Origin of the sequence: Streptomyces sp. NPDC051286 (genome assembly GCF_044455345.1) — a bacterium.
Taxonomy (GTDB): domain Bacteria; phylum Actinomycetota; class Actinomycetes; order Streptomycetales; family Streptomycetaceae; genus Streptomyces.
This window is the reverse complement of record NZ_JBITER010000029.1, coordinates 52,436-72,895: the sequence shown is the minus strand read 5'-3', so window position 1 is coordinate 72,895 and position 20,460 is coordinate 52,436. Positions and strand designations below refer to the sequence as shown.

Sequence of the window (20,460 nt, the reverse complement as noted above, 5' to 3'; positions counted from 1 at the left end):
TCGCCCCGGCGGGTCTACTCGGCCTCGAGTTGCGCGAGTTTGTCCTGCGCGCCGGCGAGACCGACTTCGAGTCCTTCGAGTTCGCCCAGCCAGCCTTCCCGTTCGGCTTCGGTGATGCGGGCAAGGAGGTTGTCACGGATCTCGACCAGGCGGGGGCGCTCGCTTGCCATCCAGCCCAGTCGACGCAGGTCAGCGTGAGCCGAGCGACTGAATTCGCTGTCAAAGGACAGCCCGTACGATGCCGCCCGTCTCGCACCGGCCCCCTCGGCACGGCGCTGCGGCGCGGCGGTCGTCCGCCCGGCAACGCACGGCAGCCGCCTGAGCCAGCTGCCGACCGTGGTCAGGAGTTCTCGGCCAGCACCTCGTTGCGCGGCACGATGCGCCTCCGCTCCCGCACATGAGCGCGGGCCACGAGACCGAGGAGAAGCGCGAGGAGCGCGACCGACGAGCCAGCCGTTCCGAGGTCGAGGCCCCCCTTGGCGACAGGCTTGGTGAGGAAGTCACCGACGGTGGCCCCGAGAGGGCGCGTGAGCACGAACGCGATCCAGAACAGCAGGACGTTCGGCACAACAGGCACCCGCATGAGTGCGAGAAGCACCGCGAGCAGCCCGGTGACGAGAAGCGCGCCACCCGCATAGCCGAGTCCGGAGCTGTCGGACAGGAAATCACCCATGGAAGTGCCGAGCGTGTTCGAGACGAGAATCGCCGACCAGAAGAGAGCCTCCCCGCGAAAGGTGACGATGTCGCGGATGGCGAACGTCATCCCGGTGAACTTCCAGATGACGAAGATGGCAATCAGGAGCGAGATCAGGATCGCGGCTCCCGTGGGGTACCCCAGTCCGAGCCCTTGCGGCCCCCAGCCCAGCGACGCGGTCCCGCCGGAAAGGTATTTCGAGCTTGCGTCACGGTTCATGAAGTCGGACATCGTGGTACCGGCCATGCTGGTGGACAGGATGACGGTCCAGTAGAAGTAGGGGTTGTAGTGGGTGGACCTCAGCTGCACGACCAGCGTGACGACGAAGATCAGGAACAGCGCTACCGTGGTGAGGAAGTAGCCGAGCCCGAGGGTCTGGGCGAACAGGTCGCCGGCCGTCTCGCCGAGCGTCGTCGCGGCGATCTTCATGATCCAGAAGGCCAGGGTGACCTCTGGCAGCTTCTTCATCACAGAATGACCGGTGCCGGTGTTCAGGTCGGTAAGGAATTCAGACTTTTCCAATGTCAATCACTCCTGGTCGGCCGATCGGCGCCTCGCTCTCCCGGAGTGAGCACCTTCCACGTCACGGATGAGTGGACATCACAGTGTTGCGAGCGCGAGGCATCCCGTTACTCGATGGCGCTGCGTGTCCGCAGGTATTTATTACTTCTTTGAATACGGCGACGAGCGTGCCGCGTTCCGCTGATTCGAGGATGCGGTGGCGGTCTTTGTTTGTGATGCAGACACAGGCGGTGCGCCCGGCGAGGGAATGCCGCCGGGACGCACCAACTCGGGGAGACCCGCCGCACCCCAGCAGGATCACGCTGTCCGCGGTGTGACACCCGGACGGACGCGCCCCGCGTGCCGGACCGCCACACCGGGCGGACCATGGGAACGGCCGACACGTACCCGGAATCGGAGACGGGCCACCGCGGCAACGGCCGTCGCCCACCTCCCCCACCATCCCCCACACTTCCCCTTCTCACCTCCTCCCATCGCACCCATCACCCGAATGCCACACCCCCGCACGATCTTCATCTCATATCTGAGATAACCTGGCGCCATGCCAGACGACTACCTCGTACGCATCGGCAAGCTCATACGCGACGCCCGTCAGCACCGCGGCTGGACACAGAGTCAGCTCGCGGAGGCGCTCGCCACCAGCCAGAGCGCCGTGAACCGCATCGAGCGCGGCAATCAGAACATCAGCCTTGAGATGATTGCGCGCATCGGTGAAGCACTCGACAGTGAGATCGTGTCGCTCGGCTACGCCGGGCCGATGCATCTGCGGGTCGTCGGCGGGCGCCGACTGTCCGGCTCGATCGATGTCAAGACCAGCAAGAACGCCTGCGTGGCCCTGCTCTGCGGCTCGCTGCTCAACAAGGGCCGTACGGTACTGCGCCGGGTCGCCCGGATCGAAGAGGTCTACCGCCTCCTCGAAGTGCTGAACTCCATCGGCGTGCGCACCCGATGGATCAACGACGGGACCGATCTGGAGATCGTCCCGCCGGCCCGGCTCGACATGGCCGCCATCGACACGGACGCCGCCCGGCGGACCCGGTCCATCATCATGTTCCTCGGCCCGCTGCTGCACCGCATGGACCAGTTCAAGCTGCCGTACGCGGGCGGCTGCGACCTCGGCACCAGGACCGTCGAGCCGCACATGATCGCGCTGCGTCGGTTCGGCCTGGAGATAGCCGCGACCGAGGGTCTCTACCACGCCCAGATAGACCACTCGGTGACCCCGGACAGGCCCATCGTGCTGACCGAGCGCGGCGACACGGTGACGGAGAACGCGCTGCTGGCCGCGGCCCGCCACGACGGCACGACCGTCATCCGCAACGCCTCGTCCAACTACATGGTCCAGGACCTGTGCTTCTTCCTGGAGGCGCTGGGCGTACGGGTCGACGGCGTCGGTACGACGACGCTGACCGTGCACGGCGTCCCGCACATAGACGTCGATGTCGACTACTCCCCCTCCGAGGACCCGGTCGAGGCGATGAGCCTGCTCGCCGCCGCCGTGGTGACGGAGTCCGAGCTGACGATCCGCCGGGTACCGGTCGAGTTCCTGGAGATCGAGCTCGCGGTGCTGGAGGAGATGGGCGTCGACTGCGACCGCACGACGGAGTACCCGGCGGACAACGGACGTACCCGGCTGGTCGATCTGACGGTCCGGCCCTCCAAGCTGGAGGCCCCGATCGACAAGATCCACCCGATGCCGTTCCCCGGTCTCAATATCGACAACGTGCCGTTCTTCGCGGCCATCGCCGCCGCGGCGCAGGGCAAGACACTCATCCACGACTGGGTCTACGACAACCGCGCGATCTACCTGACGGACCTCAACCGGCTGGGCGGCCGCCTCCAGCTCCTGGACCCGCACCGGGTCCTGGTGGAGGGCCCCACCAGGTGGCGCGCGGCCGAGATGATGTGCCCGCCGGCGCTGCGGCCCGCCGTGGTCGTCCTGCTCGCGATGATGGCGGCCGAGGGGACCTCCGTACTGCGCAATGTGTATGTCATCAACCGCGGTTACGAGGAGCTGGCGGAGCGGCTCAACTCCGTGGGCGCGCAGATCGAGATCTTCCGGGACATCTGACCGGCGCGGTGTCGTGCCCCTTGGGGGCAAGGGGCACGACACCTCAACATGCCAGCTGACCTGCGGATACCTACCTTCGCAGTCCTCCACTGATCACTGTTGTTTTTCAGCACCTTGTGCAACGCACGTGCAAGATGATCTTGATTGATTGACAGTACGTCAGTGAAATCTGATTATCCGTCAGCCCTCACGAAGGGTTGTCGCCGAAGTGGCCTCGCAACGTCCGATGTCGGTCGTGTCACGCCGACCGCGTCTGGTCGACGAGGTAAACCGCCATCGGCCCGATGTCTCCGGCCTCGCGACGCAGCCTGGGGTCCGGCCGCGCATCCGAGTCCTCCGGCTGACCACCAAGCCACGCCGGGCCACTTCCGTTCGCGTACCGCTGGCCGCGCTCCGGGTCGGCTAGCCACTGCCCCAGTGACTCTACTGCGCTTTCCGCCAGCAGCACTTCGAGCATCGCCTCATCGAGCTTGTCCGCCCAGCTTTGGTCGTACCTCATGGCTTTCGTCGCCCCCGTTTTCCTCATGTGACGCGTCATCGTGGCACGTAGCGGTGACCTGACCCCGAGACTCACGAACCTGGTGCTGCTGCGGACCAACGCTCATCGTCCATTCCACCCACGAGCCGTCGCGACGATCAGTTGAATCCGCCTGGGAGTCGTGGCCTTCTGCAGGTATTCACGACAGTAGATGAAGGAGTTTTCACGGGTAGGTAGGGTGATCGTATGGACAGTGTCTTGCCCTCGCGGCCTGGCACCGGGCCGGGGGATGGGGGTGAGGGCGAGTTGCGAGTTTCTGCAGGGCAGGCAATGAAACGCGCCGAGTCGATCGGCGGCCGCCTCATTGATTTGACGCGCCGCGAGCCGCGCGGCCGTGATCAGGTGTGCCCTTGGGACCTAGTGATGACCATCGGACAGGAACCTATAGACCGAGCAGCGGCGGCCTGGATTATCGCGGATGAGATCATGGTTGCCCGGGCAGATCTGGACACTCTCGCCTTCGAGCTGTGGCGTGAGGCTGCCGTAACAGGCGCGAAGCTTGTCGACAAGGACCGAGAGCACGTCCTGAACGTCGCGGCTCCGGTATTCGAAGCCAACGACATCACTGGCGTTACCGGTTACATAGGTGAGTGGCTCTGGTACCTCTTGACACGGGACCTCACCCTCGAGCCCGGACAACGCGTGGAGATCCTTGATCCACCTTCTTCGACGGTGACTGACAGCGGCCCGGATGGGCTGATCATCCACCGCGTAGAGGATGGCGCTGTGGAGTTTGTTTTCAGGCTGTGGGAGATGAAGAAGTTCACCGGTACCGCTGCCAAGCCGAGCGACACCATCCGTGGCGCCTGGCAGCAGCTGAACAACAATGGAGCGAAATACCTGGGCCAGATGTCTTGGGGCGGGCGGTGTCTTGCTCCGGATACCCGGGCGTTCGTCAGCTCGCTGACGCGGCAGTGGGTGGACGCGCAAGAATCGGGCAGCGGCGGTGTCAGCCTGGCGCTGAATGCCACGGACGTTCCCGAGACGGCGTTCGAGCGGTCTCACATGCATTTCACCACCCACACCCATGATGGGGCCCTGCAAGGCCTGGTGGTAGCGGTCGACGATCTCGAAAACTTTGCCAAGGACGTGAGGGAGTACGTGTGGAGCGCACTCTAGATCCAGCTGTGCTCGCGTCGGCGCTCGGTGATTACCGGCCTGGTGGTGTGCTCCCAAGCGCGCAGGATCTTCTGGCGAAGATGACCGAGATGGAGGTCGCCGCGTTCCGCGACGAGCGCGATATCACGGACGAGCTGCTCGGTACGGCGTGGTATCTGCATGGGCTGGCGGCGCTCGATCCGGAGGTTCCTGGATTTGACGCAGGGCGCATCCGGCAGGCCTTTGCGGTCAGCGCGCACCTGTTGGACCTCGCGCTGGGTGACGACCGGCGGCCCGCTGCCGACAGACTTCAGATCGCTTTCGCCGCTCAGGCGGGCTACCGGCGGAGCGAGCAGGACCCGAACGCCACCGCGGTCTACCGTCAAGTGCAGGACCTCGTGGACTACAGCGGCGCGCTCCGCTCTCATATTGGCACCCTGGCGGTGGAGGCCGGGGTGGTCTTCCTCGGCTTCGACCGGCCGGCAGTGGGTCGAACGCTGCGCGTTTGGCGGCGGCAGTTCAGGGAGCTACGGCAGGCGATGCGCCGCGAGTCACTGGCGGGCACCATGTACGGCCCGGCAGAGGCAGTCGTAGACGCAGTCTTCCGCCTGTACCAGTTTCTGGCCTTTGGGGAGGAGCAGAACCTTACGGCAGCGCAGCGGCTGCTCGATGATGTGATGCACGAGCGGGCAGGCCGCGGTGACCGGCTGGCAAGGTGGGTGGCTGCGCACCTCCTTGACCTGTGTCCGGAGATGGAGGCCAGCAGCCTGTACTCGCTGCTGCCCCCGGGGACGCCCCCGGCGGTTGCCCGGAGCTTCGCGCTGTCACAACCGCCGGTGATGACCTTGTGGCCTCCGCAGCGCCAGCTGCTGAGGTTGGAGCGAGGGAACCCGGTCGACCCTTCGACGCCGCGCAGCCTGATCAGCGTGCCGACCAGCGCGGGCAAGACGCTGATGGCCCAGCTGGTGATCTGCTCGCATCTGGCGCAGCGATCTGGGCGGGTGTTGTATGTGTCGCCGATGCGCAGCCTCGGGCGGGAGATGCGCTCGGCTCTGCGGGGCCGACTGCGCATGCTGGAGCGGCGCTTGGCGGCGGAGCAGCCGGACTTCCCGTTGTCCTCCGAGCGGGAGTCGGAAGGCAGTGACGTGGAGATCGTGACGCCGGAGCGACTCATGCACATGATCCGCAGTGACCCGGAGGCTGCGCTGGACGGCGTCGGGCTGATCGTGGTGGACGAAGCGCACCACCTCGCGCAGGGCCGACGGGGCTTCATCCTGGAGAGCTTGCTTGGGCTCCTGCGGGCGAGTACGAGCAACGTCCGGCTGGTGCTGCTGTCGGCGGCGGTCGGCAACCGGGGCGACATCGCCTCGTGGCTTGATCCGGAGCGGCCAGCAAACGAGGTGTATTTCACCGACACCTGGCGGGGCCCCCGCCGGTTGCACGGGCTTCTCTACCCGCAGCTGATCTCCGATGAGGCCGCGCTGGAGCAACGGTCGCCGTCAGCAAATCAACCTTCCCGATGGCGTGCCACTGTGCCGGTCGCAGCCCGCCTGGATGTCCGACCGACCGCCACGTCCGCGATCGCACGGCTGACCACAGGTGAGGTCGGTAAGCGGCGATTCGCCTCCGGTTACCCGAACGAGTGGAACTCCAAGACTCGCCTGTCCGGCGGCATCGCGGACTACAAGGTCTTCGCGGCCGGCGCCGCGTCGCTCACCTCGGCCGGCAGCGTCCTGATGGTCGTCGGCACCAAGAAGGAGGCCCGCAACACCGCACTCGCCATCGCAGAACACCTCGAAGACCGCCCCGCGGCCGCCGCGCTCTCCGAGTACCTGGCAGACACCCTCGGGCCTGAGCACCCGCTGGTCCGCTGTACGCGTCGCGGCGTCGCCTACCACCACGGTGACCTCCCCGACGACGTCCTCCAAGCCGTCGAAAACGCCCTGCGAAGCGACCAACTTGTAGCGATCGCCAGCACAAGCACCCTCACCGACGGGGTGAACCTGCCCGTACGCACAGTCATCGTGCACAGCAAGGTCCAGGGGGATCATCTTGTCTACGAAAACCAGCGCAGCCTGAGTCCAGCCGAACTCGTCAACGCAGTCGGCCGCGCGGGGCGTGCCGGTCGGGAAAGTGAGGGATGGATCCTCCTGACCCGCCCTTATCCACCCAAGCCAGCCGAATTCGATACCCTCAACCCTGACACGGAGCAGCTCAAGGTCGTTTCCGCACTGCTGACCAACGAGGCCCTGGCCGCCCTCGCCGACGCCGAGGACAAGATGCGTGAACAGGCCGACGGGGTCTTCGCCCTGGCGGACAGCGTCGCTGCGGACTTCGCCGCCTTCGTGTGGCTCGTCCTGCAGACCCAGGCCACGACGCCCGTCCTGGACGGGGACCGTCTCACCGCCGTCCGGTCGCTGTTCGCAATGGACCAGGCCGACGACGGGCGGGTCACCAGCCGGTGGCTCGGCCTCGCGGGACGGGTGGCAGAGGTGCACGAAGCCACTGACATCGACCTTGCCGGCCGCTGGTCCAGCACCGGCACCAGCCTCGGGTCAGCCCGCTACCTGGACCAGCTCGCCCAGCACCTGGCCCTCCAACTCGCTCAGCGGACAGCTGACGACAACGAGGCCGAGCAGCAGGTGTGGTTCGTCCAACCGCAACCGGAGGAGTGGACGCTGGAGCGCACCCTTGCCTTCCTCGCCGAACAGCAAATCTTCGAGCGCCTCCTGGAACTGCCGGAGGTCGCTGGCACCTGGCGCTTCACCACCAAAGAGGTAAGAGGCACACCGGTGGACGTCCCGCTCGCCGCCGCGATCCAGGACTGGATCTCCGGCAGCGGCATCCCCACCCTGGCCCGCTCATGGCTGCCCGATGTCCCCGCGGAATGGGCACTCGAGCAAGCGGTACGCAACATCAGCAGCGGCTTCGAGCACGCCTTCAGCTGGGTCACCGGCGCTCTGATCAATCTGGTCAACAACAGCCCCCTACTGTCCCCCACCACGCCGCGGCTAAGCGCGTACACTGCCTGGCACATCCGGCACGGCGTCAACACCGAGCAGGCCCTTTCACTGCTCACCTCCGGCATCACCTCCCGCCGCCTGGCCCACCTCGCCGGTCGAGAGGCCGCCGCCCACCTGCGTCGACCAGCGGACCTACGCCGCTGGCTCGCAGAGCAGCACATTGACGGGTGGATGAATCGCTACCAGGCGAACGAATACGAGATCGAAGACCTTCTCGACTACGTCCGTTCCCCCTCAAACCTGGTCAACCAACTGCTCGACGACCGCGCCGTGGTCACCCCTCTGGTCCGTCTAACGCCCAGCGCATCTGACGGGCCAGTCGCGATCGCTCCACCAAGCGCAACGAACCCTCTGATCCGGGTCGGTCGCAACAAGCGGCGCCTGGCCACCGTGCCGGCCGACAGACACCTCGATGTCCTCGCGATGCTCGATTGCGGCCTCGACCTTGCCCACCATCTCCAGGAGGGCCGACTCGTCACCACCCGGCGCAGCCAATAGGGGGGCACCTTCAAAGATCACCGACCGGGAGTGGGAATTACTCGTTCCGCCCATACCGCCACAGAACGTCCGCGCGTGATGGACCGGCGGGTCATCAACGGAACGGTTCCCGGTACAACTACTCAGCTTTGTCTGTTGAAGGTGACTGGCCATGGGACAGTAGAGCCGTTAAAGGCTCGACGGCAGAGCTCCTGAGTATCAGGTCCGCGTTCATAGTGTCGGTGTCGCCTGCAAGGATTCACCCCGGATAGATGCAGCGGCCCCGCCGAGGGTGGCTTGCTGCAGACTCAAGTGAGGTCGAGGACGACTGTGAGCACCCTGAACAACCTGGATAGCACTGTATGGGGCTTTGCGGACACTCTGCGGGGGGTCTACGCGCGCAACAAGGCCGGTGACGTGATCCTGCCGTTCACGATCCTGCGGCGCCTTGAGTGCGTAATGGCCCCCTACCGGGAGCAGATCGATCAGGTCATCGCGTCCACGAGTATCGAGATGATGCGCCGGGCGAAGATCTCCAAGCTCACCTGCGGCGCTTTCAGTTTCTACAACACCACTCCGCACACGTTGGACAGTCTGTACGCGGCCGGGGCGCAGGACCTGGCTGACGGCCTGCTGGAGTACGTGGCCGGGTTCAGCGAGGACATCGACGTCTTCGCGAACTTCAACTTCTCCAACCACGCCTCCCGGCTGAACAAGGGAGGCATCCTCGCGGCGATCGTGCGGCAGTTCAAAGACCTCCCCCTGGACCTGGAGTCCGTGCCGAACGAGCGTATGGGTGAGCTGTTCGAGCACCTGATCTACATGGACTTTGAGTCCAGCAACGCCGAGTCCGGTGACCACTACACCCCGCGCGACGCAATCCGTCTGCTGGTGGACCTGCTGTTCGCCGAGGACGACCAGGCCTTGTCCGGGCCGGTGACCCGCACGATTTACGACCCCACCGTCGGTACCGGTGGCATGCTCTCGGTCGCTCAGGAGCGCTTGGCGGAGATGAACCCGCAGGCTGAGCTCGTCCTGTACGGCCAGGAGCTGCGCCCAGAATCCTACGCGCTGTGCCGCTCAGACCTGATCTCCAAGGGTCAGGACCCCAAGAACATCACACTGGGGAACACGCTGACTGAGGACAAGTTCGATGGCGAAAAGTTCGACTACGTGCTGTCCAACCCGCCCTACGGCGTGGATTGGAAGAAGGATGTCGAGGTCATCACAGAGGACGCCGCCCAGCCCGGCAGCCGCTTCGCCCCCGGCCTTCCCTCGACGAGCGATGGCGCGCTGCTGTTCGTCGAGCACGCCATCTCCAAGATGCGCCCCGCGGCTGAGGGCGGCTCCCGGGTCGGAATCGTGCTGAACGGTTCTCCGTTGTTCTCCGGTGGTGCGGAGTCCGGGCCGAGCAACATCCGCGGGTGGCTGCTGGACAACAACCTACTCGAGGCCATCGTCGCCCTGCCGAACGACATGTTCTACAACACAGGCATCGCGACCTACCTGTGGATCTTCGACAACACCAAGCAGGCCGACCGGTGCGGCAAGGTTCAACTCATCGACGCCACCGGCCGCAAGACCAGGATGCGTAAGGGCCTGGGCTCCAAGCGCGTCGAGGTCAGCGAGGCTGATCGCGCCCTGATCGCCGGCCAGTATCGCGACCGCGAGCAGTCCGCGACGTCGAAGATCTTCGACAACCTCGACTTCGCCTACTGGCAGGCCACCATCGAGCGGCCCCTACGCCTGAACTTCGCTTGTACCCCCGAGCGCGTCGCCCTGGTCGCCGAGCACAAGGCCCTGAGTAAGGTCGACGGCCTGGTCGAGGCCCTGACCGCGTTTGGTGAGAAGGTCTATATCAACCGTGAGGAATTCATGGGCGGCCTCGGCCTGCACCTCGGGTCGGTAGGGATCGGCTTGAATGGCCCGCAACGTAAGGCCCTGTGGCAGACCCTCGGCGAGCGCGACGAGACAGCCGACGTCTGCCGCATCCCTACCGGCAAAAACAAGGGCCAGGACGAGCCGGACGCCGGCCTGCGCGACACCGAGATCATCCCTGTCGGGTGGAACGGCCGCCCTAAGACCTACGACGCGCGTGACAAGACCATCCAGGCGTACTTCGAGGCCGAGGTCGCACCCCATGTTGAGGGAGCGTGGATCGACTGGAACAAGATCCGCATCGGGTACGAGATTCCCTTCACTCGGCACTTCTACGTCTACGAGCCGCCGGAGCCCCTGGAGGAGATCGACGCTCGGCTCGAGGCATCCATCGCCGAGATCATGACCCTCCTGCGCAAGGTCGAGGAGGACACCAAGTGAAGGACTTGTCCTTCCTCGGCCCCGCGGGTGAAGCACTGTGCTCCCTGCCGGAGGGGTGGGAGACGAAGCCCCTGTGGTCGATGTTCGAGCGGATTAAGGACATCGAGCACCCCAACGAGCAGATGCTATCCGTCTTTCGGGACTACGGCGTCGTGCCCAAGTCGTCGCGCGAGAACCTCAACCAGACTGCAGAGAACCGAAACATCTATCAGCTCGTCCATCCAGGGTGGCTCGTGGTCAACCGGATGAAGGCGTGGCAGGGCTCTGTCGGAATCTCGGACTACCGAGGCATCGTCTCTGGGCACTACATCTGCTTTGCTCCCCGGCATGATGCGGATGCGAAGTACTTGAACTACCTGCTGCGCTCGGATCCCTACACCAACCTCTGCAAGGGGCTCTCAAGGGGGGTGCGCCCCGGGCAGATCGAAATCGACAATGACCAACTCCGCAAGCTCCCGATTATTGTCGCCCCCCTAGTGGAACAGCGAGCGATCGCGGACTACCTGGGCTGTGAGGTCGCGGAGATGGACGCCCTGATTGGCGCCCAGCAGCGCTTCATTGGCCATCTGCAAAAGCGGCGAGCAGCGCTCATCGAGCGGGCTCTACTCGACGTCGAGGCAGCGGAACCCGGTCTGCGGCTTAAGCACGTGACGGTGTCTGTCCGTCAGGGGTGGAGTCCGCAGTGCTACCCGTGGCCCGCAGATGGCATCGAGACTTGGGCGGTTCTGAAGGCTGGGGCCGCCAACCGGGGTGTGTTCCGTCCAGACGAGAACAAGGAGCTCCCGGAAGGGCTAGATCCTCGTCCTGAGACCGTGGTGCGTGGAGGCGACCTCGTCATCTCTCGCGCGAACACCCGAGAACTCGTCGGTAGCGCGGCTGCGGTCATGGGGTCCTATCCCCGACTCATGCTCAGCGACAAGCTCTACGCACTTCGACTCAACGATTCCAAGGCTCTTCCCCGCTATGTGGCGCACGTCCTTGCCAGCAGGAAGATCCGCGACTTCATCGAGATGCAAGCCAGTGGGGCCAGCTCTTCCATGCTCAACATCAGTCGGGAAGACATCGGGAACCTCCCGATGGACCTTCCCACCGTCTCGGATCAGCAGCGCATCCTGGTCTACCTGGACGAGCACACGGCCCGCGTGGATCTGCTGATCGCGAAGGCGCAGGAGAACGTGGAGCTCATGAAGAAGCGCAAGGCTGCGTTGATTACGGCGGTCGTGACGGGGCATAAGCGCGTCCCAGTCGCGGGGCAGGGAGCTGCGTAATGGCGGACATGAACTATGTCTCTGGCGCGAACGTCGTCTACGAGACAGCGTTCGAGCGGGAGCTGTGCGAGCACCTGGCCGCCCACGGGTGGTTGTACGACCCGCACGCGGGCAAGGACTACGACGCGGCCCGTGCCCTGTACCCGCCAGACGTGTTCGCATGGTTTGAGGACCAGGATCCCAAGGCGTGGAAGGCCGCTATCGGTGAGGGCCCGAAGGCGAAGGCTGCGAAGGAGCGTCTCCTAGACACCCTCGTGGCCCTGCGCTCCGCGCCCGTGGCTACCCGGGGTGGCGGCGGGACGTTGGCCCTGCTGCGTAACCAGCACGTACCGGTGGACTACCGCACCGAGATGCGCATGGTGCAGTGGGCCCCCGCCGGAACGGCCACGCAGACGGCCAAGCGCCTATACGAGCAGGTGCGGCTGCGGATCGTACGGCAGGTGCACTACAGCCCGCAGGATGGTCGCACATCGATCGACCTGGTGGCGTTCATTAACGGCATTCCAGTGGCCACGTTCGAGCTAAAGACCAAGTTCACGCAGACCATCGAAGACGCCCGACGCCAGTACAAGCGCGACCGGCTGCCTGCCGGCCAGCCCCTGCTAGAGCCTGTCTACGGCGCGCTGGTCCACTTCGCCGTGACCGAGGACGAGGTCTTCATGACCACGAAACTGGACGGGGAGAACACCAGATTTCTGCCGTTCAACCGTGGCTCGGACACCCACGGACCCGGCAACCCCACCCCGTCGGCGGGCAAGGTGGGCGCGTTCTACCTGTGGGAGCAGGTCATGGCCCGCAAGTCCTGGCTGGACGTCTTCGGGTCCTTGGTCTTCACCAAGGTCGAATTGACCAAGGGCCGTGGCGGCAAGCCTGAGACGCAGGTGATATTCCCGCGCTTTCACCAATGGGAGGCCGTCACGAAGATGGTCGCTGACGTCCGCGAGCAGGGCGTGGGACAGCGCTACCTAGTACAGCACTCGGCCGGGTCCGGTAAGACGAACACGATCGGGTGGTTGGCCCACCACCTCTCCCGGTTGTACGTCGATGGGGTGAAGGCGTTCGACTCGGTGATCGTGCTGACCGACCGCACCGTGCTGGACGACCAGGTACAGCGCGCGATCACGCAAATCGAGGGCAAGACCGACTACGTCTACAACGTCGACCGCAACGCCCGCCGGGACGAGGGCTCCAAGTCCCGCGCGACCCTGCAGGCCCTGCTGGACAAACGACACATCGTGGTCGTCACGATCCAGACCTTCCCCGCAATCCTCAAGCTACTGGGTGACGACCCAGCGTTGGCCGGGCACCGGTTCGCGGTGATCGCTGACGAGGCGCACTCCTCGCAGACGGGCACCACGGCCAAGAAGACCAAGCAGGTCGTCGAGGGCAAGACCGCCAACTCGACACTCGTAGACGACGAGGAGGCGGAGGGCCCCGACAGCGAGGACCTGATGGCCGACGCCGCGACTGGTGAGTCTGCGGCGACGGTGTCGTGGTTCGCGTTCACCGCCACGCCGAAGGACCGCACGGTACAGCTGTTCGGCCGCACCGACCTGCCCGCGGTCGACCCCACCGCACCGAAGAAAGTCCTGGGCGCTCTGCCCGGAGAGACCCTGGAGGGGCGGGCAGAGGGCCTGCCGCGGGCGTTCCACCTGTACACGATGAAGCAGGCCATCAGCGAGGGTTTCATCCTGGACGTCCTGACCCGCTACCAGTCCTACAAGACCGCCTACCAGCTGGCCCAGGCCGTCAAGAAGCATCCGGTGTCGGCTTCTGCTCACCCGAGCGACGGGGAGACAGCGACGTTGGAGGTGGGACCGGGCGAGTTCGTAGAGCTCGACCTGGCGCACCTCGAACAGCAGGCACTCGCCGCAGGTGTGAACCCGGAGCAAGAGGTGGTGGACGCGAAGGCAGCGAAGGCCGCGCTGACTCGGTTCGTGATGCTGCACCCCACGAACCTGGCCAAGAAGGCCGAGATCGTGGTCGAGCACTTCCGCCGGCACGTAGCCCACCTGCTGGACGGGCACGCCAAGGCCATGATCGTCACCTCTGAGCGACGGCACGCCCTGCGATTCAAGCAAGCCGTGGACGCCTACATCACCAAGCGTGGCTACCAGGACCTGCGTGCGCTGGTCGCGTTCTCCGGCACCCTAGACGACCCCGAGACAGGCGTCCTCGACGAGATCACCGAGCAGCAAGCAAGCGGAGTGAAGGGTGACCTGGCGAAGGTGTTCGCTGACGGGGACACCTACAGGGTCATGATCGCCGCGGACAAGTTCTCCACCGGATTCGATCAGCCCTTACTGTGCGCGATGTACGTGGACAAGCTCCTGGATGGCATCCAGGCCGTGCAGACCCTCTCCCGGTTGAACCGCACCTACACCAAGGGCGGCGTCGTGAAGGGCGCCCCGTACGTCCTGGACTTCGTCAACGACCCTTCGAAGATCCAGGAGGCATTCGCGAAGTACTACGAAGAGGCCACAATCCTTGAGGTCACTGACCCGAACCAGGCGCATGTCAAGGCGATGAACCTGCGCACCTTCGGGGTCTTTGATGGACAGGATGTCGATGAATTTGTCCGGGTCTGGCGTCTGCACGGCAAGGATGCGAAGACCGCCCACAACGACCTGGCCGCTGTCCTGTCTCGCCCCAAGTCCCGGTACGAAGATCTCCTGGCGGCTGCGGTCGCCAGTGAGGACGAGGATGAGGTCGCCCGGCTGGAGGGGTTCCGGCATGAGCTCAGCGGGTTCGTGCGGCTGTACGACTTCGTGTCGCAGGTGTATGACTTCACCGGGTCAAGCCTGGAGGACCTAGCGGCATTCTGCCGTCAGCTGGCCCCATGGCTGCGCCCGGAGCAGAAGGGCCAAAAGGTCGACATATCCGCGGCCCGCCTGGTGGCAGTGCAGCACGAGGACAAGGGTGTCCAGGACATCTCGGTGAAGAAGGCAGGGGACCCGCTCAAAACCACGGGGACGGGCGGGCCGGCTCAGGCCCCAGAGCCTGAGCTGGCGCCTTTGCTGAACGTGATCGACAAGATCAATGACATCTTCGCCGAGCAGTTCGGGCCCGAGAGTATCGGGGGCATCTTGATGGGCCTGCTGGATGCAGCCAAGGACGACGAGGGCCTGCGCTCGCGGGCATTGTTGAACACGCTGGACCAGTTCCTGGCCTCGGACAAGGTCCGTCAGGCTGTGGTAGGCGCGATGATCGAGTCCGCCGAGACTGCAGAGAGGTTCTTCACTGCACTCACCGAGGAGGGACGGGACTCCAAGGACGGTATGGACGCGATCCTGGAGTGGTTGCACCAGCGTCTACAGGAGACCAGAGACGAAGTTTGATGCCAGTGCCTGCTTACCCCGCGGAAAGTCCCTGAACGCTGCCTGGGACAGACGTGGCAGTCCCTGAAGAACCCTGAGACGGCCTAGCCCGCATCGCTCTTGCGAGGCTGGCCGTACTCCAGGCCCAAGGGTGCACCCCGGAAGCCTTTCAGGGTGCTGGAGTGCATTCGGTGTGCGTCGTCAGGTGGCAAGACCTGCGCATTACGAGACCGTGAGCGATCATGTCGTGTGGTGCCTCGTCGTGCTGTGTGGTGACGTTTTTCCTGATCAGAGCATATGCAGCAGGTTGGCCCGTGCCACCCCGTGATGCACGGTCCAAAGGCGTCTGTCCACCGGCTGTCCACCGGCGCACATCAACGCTCACCACTTAGTGACCACCTTCCGGATCGCTGTCACCACGGAAGGTCGTCCGGGTCACCCAGACTTCCGCGCTTGTCGGAACTCGACAATCACCCAATCCGTAGGCGCTCCGTCACAGAGACGGCAACCACCCTAGCTGTATTGCCCAGTGCCCAAGGCGCAAACGGTGAGTGGGAGGGGCTAGGTAGCAAGGTGCTCGATGAGGGCGCGCTGGTTCTCGATCTCCTGTGCTTGCTGAAGTGGAACGTCGTAGCGCTGGAGGGTGTCGATTTCGGCTCGGGCGGCGGCATAGTCACCGGTGTGAGCGATGACGACTGCTCGTTGGGAGCGAAGTCCGATGACAAGGTCATCGAGCGCGTGCTGCTGTACGAGGGGTAGCAGTGTCTGCTCAAGGAGCTGAAGAGCTTGCTGGAGGTCTCCGATCTCCACGAAGTCGTCTACTACCTCCTGGCCGATGGTGACAACCGATCTCCAGGCGCCGGCGAGGTGGAAGAACTTCATGGCGTGCAGGGCGGCGAGTCCATGGTGCTCATCGAGTTCTCGTTTGCAGCGCACGGTCAGCGCCAGGCAGTCGGCCAGGCGTTTGCAGTCGTCGAGGTCCGTGCCCTGCTGTCCCAAACGGGCGCCCAGTTCATCGACGCCGACACCGAGGACGTCCTCGGGCTTGAGCCCGAGGTGGTCCAAATACGCCTCGGCCACGTCCATGGCCAGAATGTCCGACTGTTCGTACCTGCCGGCGATGGAGAAGCACTGGGCCTGCGTGTAGCGCAGGATGCGCCTGGCCACGGAGTTCTCGGCTGTCTCGGATCGTGTTGCCAGGTACGTGGTGTTCATGGCGCCGAGGTCACCGGTGGATGCGTGCTGGATCATCCGGTGGGTCGCGAGCACCAGCCGCTCGCGTGTGCCCCACCGTGCTGAGTGCGCGGCCACGAGTGCGGCAAGGTCGTCAACCAGGCGGCCGTGGTCTGTTGTCTCGTCGGCGGCGTACGCAAGGAGGGCGAGCGCGTTCAGCGCATCGAGTCGACTGGCTGGTGCGGCGTCCTTGTCAGTGGCCACAGCGGTGAGAATCGGGGCAAGGTCGGCGGAGAAGGACTGTTCGAAGAAGAGATCGTGGCTGGCCAGTTCGAGAAGCTGCTCGGTCTGATCGGTTCGGGCCAGCAGCATGGCCCATTTCGCCAGACGTCCGACCGGTGCGCTGCCTCCTTCAATGGACTCGCGCAGGATGCCGCTCAGAGCATGCTCGATCGTGAGATGGCTTCCTGCTGGGCCGTACTCCGTCGCGAGAGAACGCGTGGCGTCGTGCAGGGTGAGCAAGCGGCCGGTGCGCTGGGTGATGGCGAAGGCAGTAAGGGTTCGCGTGCCTCGTGAACAGGCCGGTCCGCTGAGCTCCGCCGCGTGGGCTAGGCGCCGTAGTTCTTGATCGGTCAGAGGCACTTCGGCCATTGCCAGGAGGAAGGCGACCGTCCGGGCCGTTGGGTCCAGACTGGCGAAGACTTCCTCGAGGATGAGGTCCTGGACGGAGGGGACGCTGTGGCAACGCTGGCTGAGTTCTGTGCAGAGGCTGGCCGCGTCGTGATCGTAGTGAGTGCGGGTCAGGGCGGCGGCGTGGCACACGTAGAGCGGCAGGCCGCCGGTGAGGGTGACGAGGCGCTCGGCAGTGGGCCGGTCGACGGGGCACTCGGCATCAGCGAACACACCGGCCACGCTGTCGGCCGTCCACCCGTTTAGGTTTTCCGTCGCGATGCCGATGTGGGCTGCGAAAGCGGCCTGGTCGGGGCGGGGCTGGCCGAGCAGTACGAGTCGTGTCGAGGGCAGTGCGGATGCCAGGTCTCGCAGATCGGCGGCATTCAGTCGGTGGACGTTGTCGATGACGATCGCGACGGGTGTACCTGCCAGATGTTGGTGGACCGCCCGTAGGACATCGATGCCAGCCCCGTGCAGGAGCTCCGCTCGCTGCGCTGTGTCGAGATGACGGGCCGCAAGTTCGCGTGCGAGTGCTCCGGCTACGGCGTCGCGCGAGAGCGCGGAGACGTCGAAGTAGGTGATCGGCTCAGGGCAGTGCGTGGCAGCATGAGATGCCCAGGCGGTCTTCCCTGAGCCGGAGAAGCCGGTGATGAGGCGTACCTTGGCGGCCGTCAGCAGTTCCGGTTCGGTGGCCTGCGGCAGATAGGGGGCCGGAGGGGCTGGGAAGGCTTGCAGTTCCTGGACGAACTGCTCGTAGAGTGCGGGCATTTCACTGACATTGAACATTTGCCCGCCGTGACCGGTGCAGGCAAGGACCACCCGGGCAGCCAGCTTCCATACAAGCGTCTGCGGCGCCAGGGACGCAAACGGGACCCTCGCCGCCTGACGGGTGCACCAGGCGACTGCCTCGTCGACCGTCTCCCATGCGGGTGGCAGCCAGGAATCGGGGGCTGGTGCTCCAGGAGTGAGGATCGTGACGTCGTTCGGCCAGTCGTCACCTGTCATCTTCTGGGTCAGACCTGGGCCGGTGACCTGGTTCGACACGATGATCAGCTGGGGTCGTCCTGGCCGTATTCCTGCGGCGTGCCGGGCACGAACGCTCTCGAAGTTTTCGATGGCGCTGCTGATGTCACCCCACTGCAAAGCTCTGCTGCGGGTCTTGATCTGCATGTAGAGTCGCCGGTCCGCAAGGACGGCTTCCACGTCCTCGTCCCGTTCGACCAGCAGTCTGTCCACTCCCCCGCGATTGAGGCTCAGCAGGCATCCGACGGCATACAGATGTTGGTAGAGGAAGCCCCTATGCAGCGATGTGATCCGCGTCAACTGAGCAGGATCGACAGGGCCGTCATCGACGTCGGGGTTGATACGCGGCGGAATGGTATCGGTCACGTATCCCATCCTCACACTCAGGCTCTGGTCCACTTCGTGGGCTCTGCCGCCGATTTGGGGATGTCGGCTGGTTGATCAAGGTGACAGGAGGATGCGGCATCGCAGGAGGTTGAAGTTGACCCGGCCGTACATCTGTCTCTTCAGCAGCTTGATTCTGGTGACGGTTGCCCTCCACCGCTCCCGAGGTGAAGGTGGTGGTCAGGGCGGCAAGTACGGCTACTCGGTCGCGCCGTATGCCGACGGCCTTTGTAGGCAGTGGAGAGCACGGCTCGACGAGTCGTACACGGCGCATCACTGAAGCTCGCCCCGGGAATCGAAGATGTTCAGCTCAGGGTGAGTGCTGCGCTTGCGGCCTTGAGGTTGCGGGCGGCTCGGGCGAGAACCCAGTAGTTCCGCACCAGCACCGCCTGGCGGGACGTGCCCGAGGAGTCACCCCGCCAGCCGAAACAGCGCATTCTACGCCCCAGTTACCACGAAATAGCCCCATTCCGAGCCTGGACCCCTCGAACGGGACAGCGTTCTCGCCCCGGTTTCCATAGGTCGCGTATCACCAAAGCAAGGGCCCCGGCCGGTGGGTTCAACACCGGAGGTAAGGCCATAGCCCGACTCCCGCAATGAAGGAGATAAAGCATGAAAACTTTACCAACGGCCGCCAACAACGGCGGTCCCGAGGACCACACCACCCATCCTCTCGGGAGCACCGGCCTGGCCACCCGGCTCCAGCCCGTCCCCGTAGCCCCGTCCGACAGTGAGCCCGCCATGGGAGCGTCCGCTGTCCGACGCACATTCACCTTCACCAGCTCCATTACCGGTGAAAAGGTGACCGCGACCTGCATGCCAGGCTGCACGATCGACCACAAGGGGGACAGCAACAGGCCCGAGCACCCGCACGACATCTACTGCAACATCCCCGGCACGGCCGGTGAGCTGCCCCTCTACGGCCCGCTGTGCGACACGGGCCGCCCTGAGGACTTCCGCTTCCTCAGCTGGCAAATCCAGTCCCAGCCCTTCTCGGGACGGCCGTCGGAGCGGCTGCCCTTCGTATCCATCGAGGCCATCGACGACCACTACATCGAGTACCTCGACCCGGACGCGTTGGAGATAGTCATCAGCCACCTGCAGAAGCAGGTCGACTCCCTGCGCGAAGCCCACGCCCAGCTCGTCAACGTCCGCACCACATACCTCAACCCACCAGAGGTGGCGGCATGAAGGTCCCGGCCATCACCGAAAGCGCCATCGCCGAGGTGGAGACGTTCCGCACCAAGATGCGGGAGCTCGGCTCGTGCTCCCCGGCCGTGGAGAAGTTCGCCGACGAGGTAATCGTCCACATCATCGTCTGCGGGTCCCCGAAGGTCGCCGTCGAAACCGCGATGCGCAACCTCCTCAGCGAGCCGGCGGAGGTGACGGTATGACGACGTTGACCACGCGCGCCGGCTTCGACGCCTTCCGCGACCGCATGTGCGACCACTTCGGACAGCTGTCCGACGGGCTAGGCAACCAGCATCTCCACATCCAACATGCCTCGCTCGGCTCGGATGAGTACTTCACTCACCGGATCGACAGCGACGGCCACCACATCGCCTACGACCCGCGGCAGACCAGCGGGCTCATGGTGCGCCAGTTCCTTGGCATCTACGCCACCTTCACCGAGGACCCGATCCGCGAGGGCATCCGCAACGCCTACTACGAGGAGAATGAAGCGGGCGGGAGGGAGATCTGGAAGATCGTCCTCAGCGAGATCGACCGCACCCAGGACTCCAAGGGCGTGATGGACCAGGTGCTGGACCTGCTGCGGCAGGCCCGCGCGAAAACCAAAGCAATGGCTGCGTGAGGACGACCGCGAAGACCTCGGTGGCCGGGGGTGTGCAGCTCGTGGACAACCCCGGCTGCCCGGCCCGC

At 64.9% G+C, this 20,460-nt stretch carries 14 protein-coding genes; 9 read left to right on the top strand and 5 right to left on the bottom strand.

From position 1 onward, the window contains the following. Nucleotides 1-14: 14 nt before the first annotated feature. Together ACIBB8_RS26120 and ACIBB8_RS26115 are read right to left on the bottom strand one after the other, a co-directional pair. Nucleotides 15-170 (bottom strand): hypothetical protein, encoded by a 156-nt coding sequence (locus ACIBB8_RS26120; protein WP_398956035.1) that lies wholly within the window; start codon nucleotides 168-170, stop codon nucleotides 15-17. A 170-nt stretch (nucleotides 171-340) separates the two neighbouring features. Further along, nucleotides 341-1,162 (bottom strand): hypothetical protein, encoded by an 822-nt coding sequence (locus tag ACIBB8_RS26115; protein WP_398956033.1) that lies wholly within the window; start codon nucleotides 1,160-1,162, stop codon nucleotides 341-343. 595 nt (nucleotides 1,163-1,757) lie between these two features. On the opposite strand from ACIBB8_RS26115, the gene ACIBB8_RS26110 reads away from it, so the two are divergent. Beyond that, nucleotides 1,758-3,287, top strand: a complete 1,530-nt coding sequence (locus ACIBB8_RS26110; RefSeq protein WP_398956031.1) for a helix-turn-helix domain-containing protein — start codon at nucleotides 1,758-1,760, stop codon at nucleotides 3,285-3,287. 238 nt (nucleotides 3,288-3,525) lie between these two features. Here the strand turns inward: ACIBB8_RS26110 and ACIBB8_RS26105 are convergent, their stop codons facing one another. After that, nucleotides 3,526-3,813, bottom strand: coding sequence for a hypothetical protein (locus ACIBB8_RS26105; protein WP_398956029.1), 288 nt, complete (start codon nucleotides 3,811-3,813; stop codon nucleotides 3,526-3,528). Nucleotides 3,814-4,011: 198 nt separating this feature from the next. On the opposite strand from ACIBB8_RS26105, the gene ACIBB8_RS26100 reads away from it, so the two are divergent. From ACIBB8_RS26100 to ACIBB8_RS26080, 5 genes are all read left to right on the top strand, one after another. Further along, entirely contained in the window at nucleotides 4,012-4,944 is a 933-nt protein-coding gene (locus ACIBB8_RS26100; protein WP_398956028.1) for a hypothetical protein, read from the top strand. Between the two features lie 80 nt (nucleotides 4,945-5,024). Then, nucleotides 5,025-8,444, top strand: coding sequence for a DEAD/DEAH box helicase (locus ACIBB8_RS26095; RefSeq protein ID WP_398956026.1), 3,420 nt, complete (start codon nucleotides 5,025-5,027; stop codon nucleotides 8,442-8,444). Nucleotides 8,445-8,753: 309 nt separating this feature from the next. Continuing rightward, on the top strand, nucleotides 8,754-10,742 hold the full coding sequence (locus ACIBB8_RS26090; protein WP_398956024.1) for an N-6 DNA methylase: 1,989 nt from the start codon (nucleotides 8,754-8,756) through the stop codon (nucleotides 10,740-10,742). Beyond that, nucleotides 10,739-12,010 (top strand): restriction endonuclease subunit S, encoded by a 1,272-nt coding sequence (locus tag ACIBB8_RS26085; protein WP_398956022.1) that lies wholly within the window; start codon nucleotides 10,739-10,741, stop codon nucleotides 12,008-12,010. Before ACIBB8_RS26090 ends, ACIBB8_RS26085 begins: the two co-directional genes overlap by 4 nt. After that, complete coding sequence (locus tag ACIBB8_RS26080; protein ID WP_398956020.1) at nucleotides 12,010-15,348, top strand: type I restriction endonuclease subunit R; 3,339 nt, start codon at nucleotides 12,010-12,012, stop codon at nucleotides 15,346-15,348. The genes ACIBB8_RS26085 and ACIBB8_RS26080 overlap by 1 nt, the downstream gene beginning before the upstream one ends. Nucleotides 15,349-15,888: 540 nt before the next feature. Here ACIBB8_RS26080 and ACIBB8_RS26075 read toward each other — a convergent pair. Both ACIBB8_RS26075 and ACIBB8_RS26070 read right to left on the bottom strand, forming a co-directional pair. Next, a complete protein-coding gene (locus ACIBB8_RS26075) occupies nucleotides 15,889-18,561 on the bottom strand; it encodes an AAA family ATPase (RefSeq protein ID WP_398956018.1) in 2,673 nt (890 codons plus the stop codon). Nucleotides 18,562-18,884: 323 nt separating this feature from the next. Beyond that, the gene (locus tag ACIBB8_RS26070) at nucleotides 18,885-19,016 is read right to left on the bottom strand and encodes a hypothetical protein (protein WP_398956016.1); all 132 of its coding nucleotides are present in this window, start codon (nucleotides 19,014-19,016) and stop codon (nucleotides 18,885-18,887) included. A gap of 175 nt (nucleotides 19,017-19,191) precedes the next feature. On the opposite strand from ACIBB8_RS26070, the gene ACIBB8_RS26065 reads away from it, so the two are divergent. The 3 genes from ACIBB8_RS26065 to ACIBB8_RS26055 are packed head-to-tail and all read left to right on the top strand — an operon-like array spanning nucleotide 19,192 to nucleotide 20,392. After that, complete coding sequence (locus tag ACIBB8_RS26065) at nucleotides 19,192-19,770, top strand: DUF6907 domain-containing protein (RefSeq protein ID WP_398956014.1); 579 nt, start codon at nucleotides 19,192-19,194, stop codon at nucleotides 19,768-19,770. Next, nucleotides 19,767-19,973 (top strand): hypothetical protein, encoded by a 207-nt coding sequence (locus ACIBB8_RS26060; RefSeq protein ID WP_398956011.1) that lies wholly within the window; start codon nucleotides 19,767-19,769, stop codon nucleotides 19,971-19,973. Before ACIBB8_RS26065 ends, ACIBB8_RS26060 begins: the two co-directional genes overlap by 4 nt. After that, entirely contained in the window at nucleotides 19,970-20,392 is a 423-nt protein-coding gene (locus ACIBB8_RS26055; RefSeq protein ID WP_398956009.1) for a hypothetical protein, read from the top strand. The genes ACIBB8_RS26060 and ACIBB8_RS26055 overlap by 4 nt, the downstream gene beginning before the upstream one ends. Nucleotides 20,393-20,460: the final 68 nt, after the last annotated feature.

Bases quoted from the DNA above. Each gene is read 5' to 3' on its own strand.
- ACIBB8_RS26080 (WP_398956020.1), top strand. From the start codon at position 12,010: ATGGCGGACATGAACTATGTCTCTGGCGCGAACGTCGTCTACGAGACA.
- ACIBB8_RS26100 (WP_398956028.1), top strand. From the start codon at position 4,012: ATGGACAGTGTCTTGCCCTCGCGGCCTGGCACCGGGCCGGGGGATGGG.
- ACIBB8_RS26095 (WP_398956026.1), top strand. From the start codon at position 5,025: ATGACCGAGATGGAGGTCGCCGCGTTCCGCGACGAGCGCGATATCACG.
- ACIBB8_RS26120 (WP_398956035.1), bottom strand. From the start codon at position 170: ATGGCAAGCGAGCGCCCCCGCCTGGTCGAGATCCGTGACAACCTCCTT.
- ACIBB8_RS26055 (WP_398956009.1), top strand. From the start codon at position 19,970: ATGACGACGTTGACCACGCGCGCCGGCTTCGACGCCTTCCGCGACCGC.
- ACIBB8_RS26065 (WP_398956014.1), top strand. From the start codon at position 19,192: ATGAAAACTTTACCAACGGCCGCCAACAACGGCGGTCCCGAGGACCAC.
- ACIBB8_RS26115 (WP_398956033.1), bottom strand. From the start codon at position 1,162: ATGAAGAAGCTGCCAGAGGTCACCCTGGCCTTCTGGATCATGAAGATC.
- ACIBB8_RS26105 (WP_398956029.1), bottom strand. From the start codon at position 3,813: ATGAGGAAAACGGGGGCGACGAAAGCCATGAGGTACGACCAAAGCTGG.
- ACIBB8_RS26110 (WP_398956031.1), top strand. From the start codon at position 1,758: ATGCCAGACGACTACCTCGTACGCATCGGCAAGCTCATACGCGACGCC.
- ACIBB8_RS26060 (WP_398956011.1), top strand. From the start codon at position 19,767: ATGAAGGTCCCGGCCATCACCGAAAGCGCCATCGCCGAGGTGGAGACG.
- ACIBB8_RS26070 (WP_398956016.1), bottom strand. From the start codon at position 19,016: ATGCGCTGTTTCGGCTGGCGGGGTGACTCCTCGGGCACGTCCCGCCAG.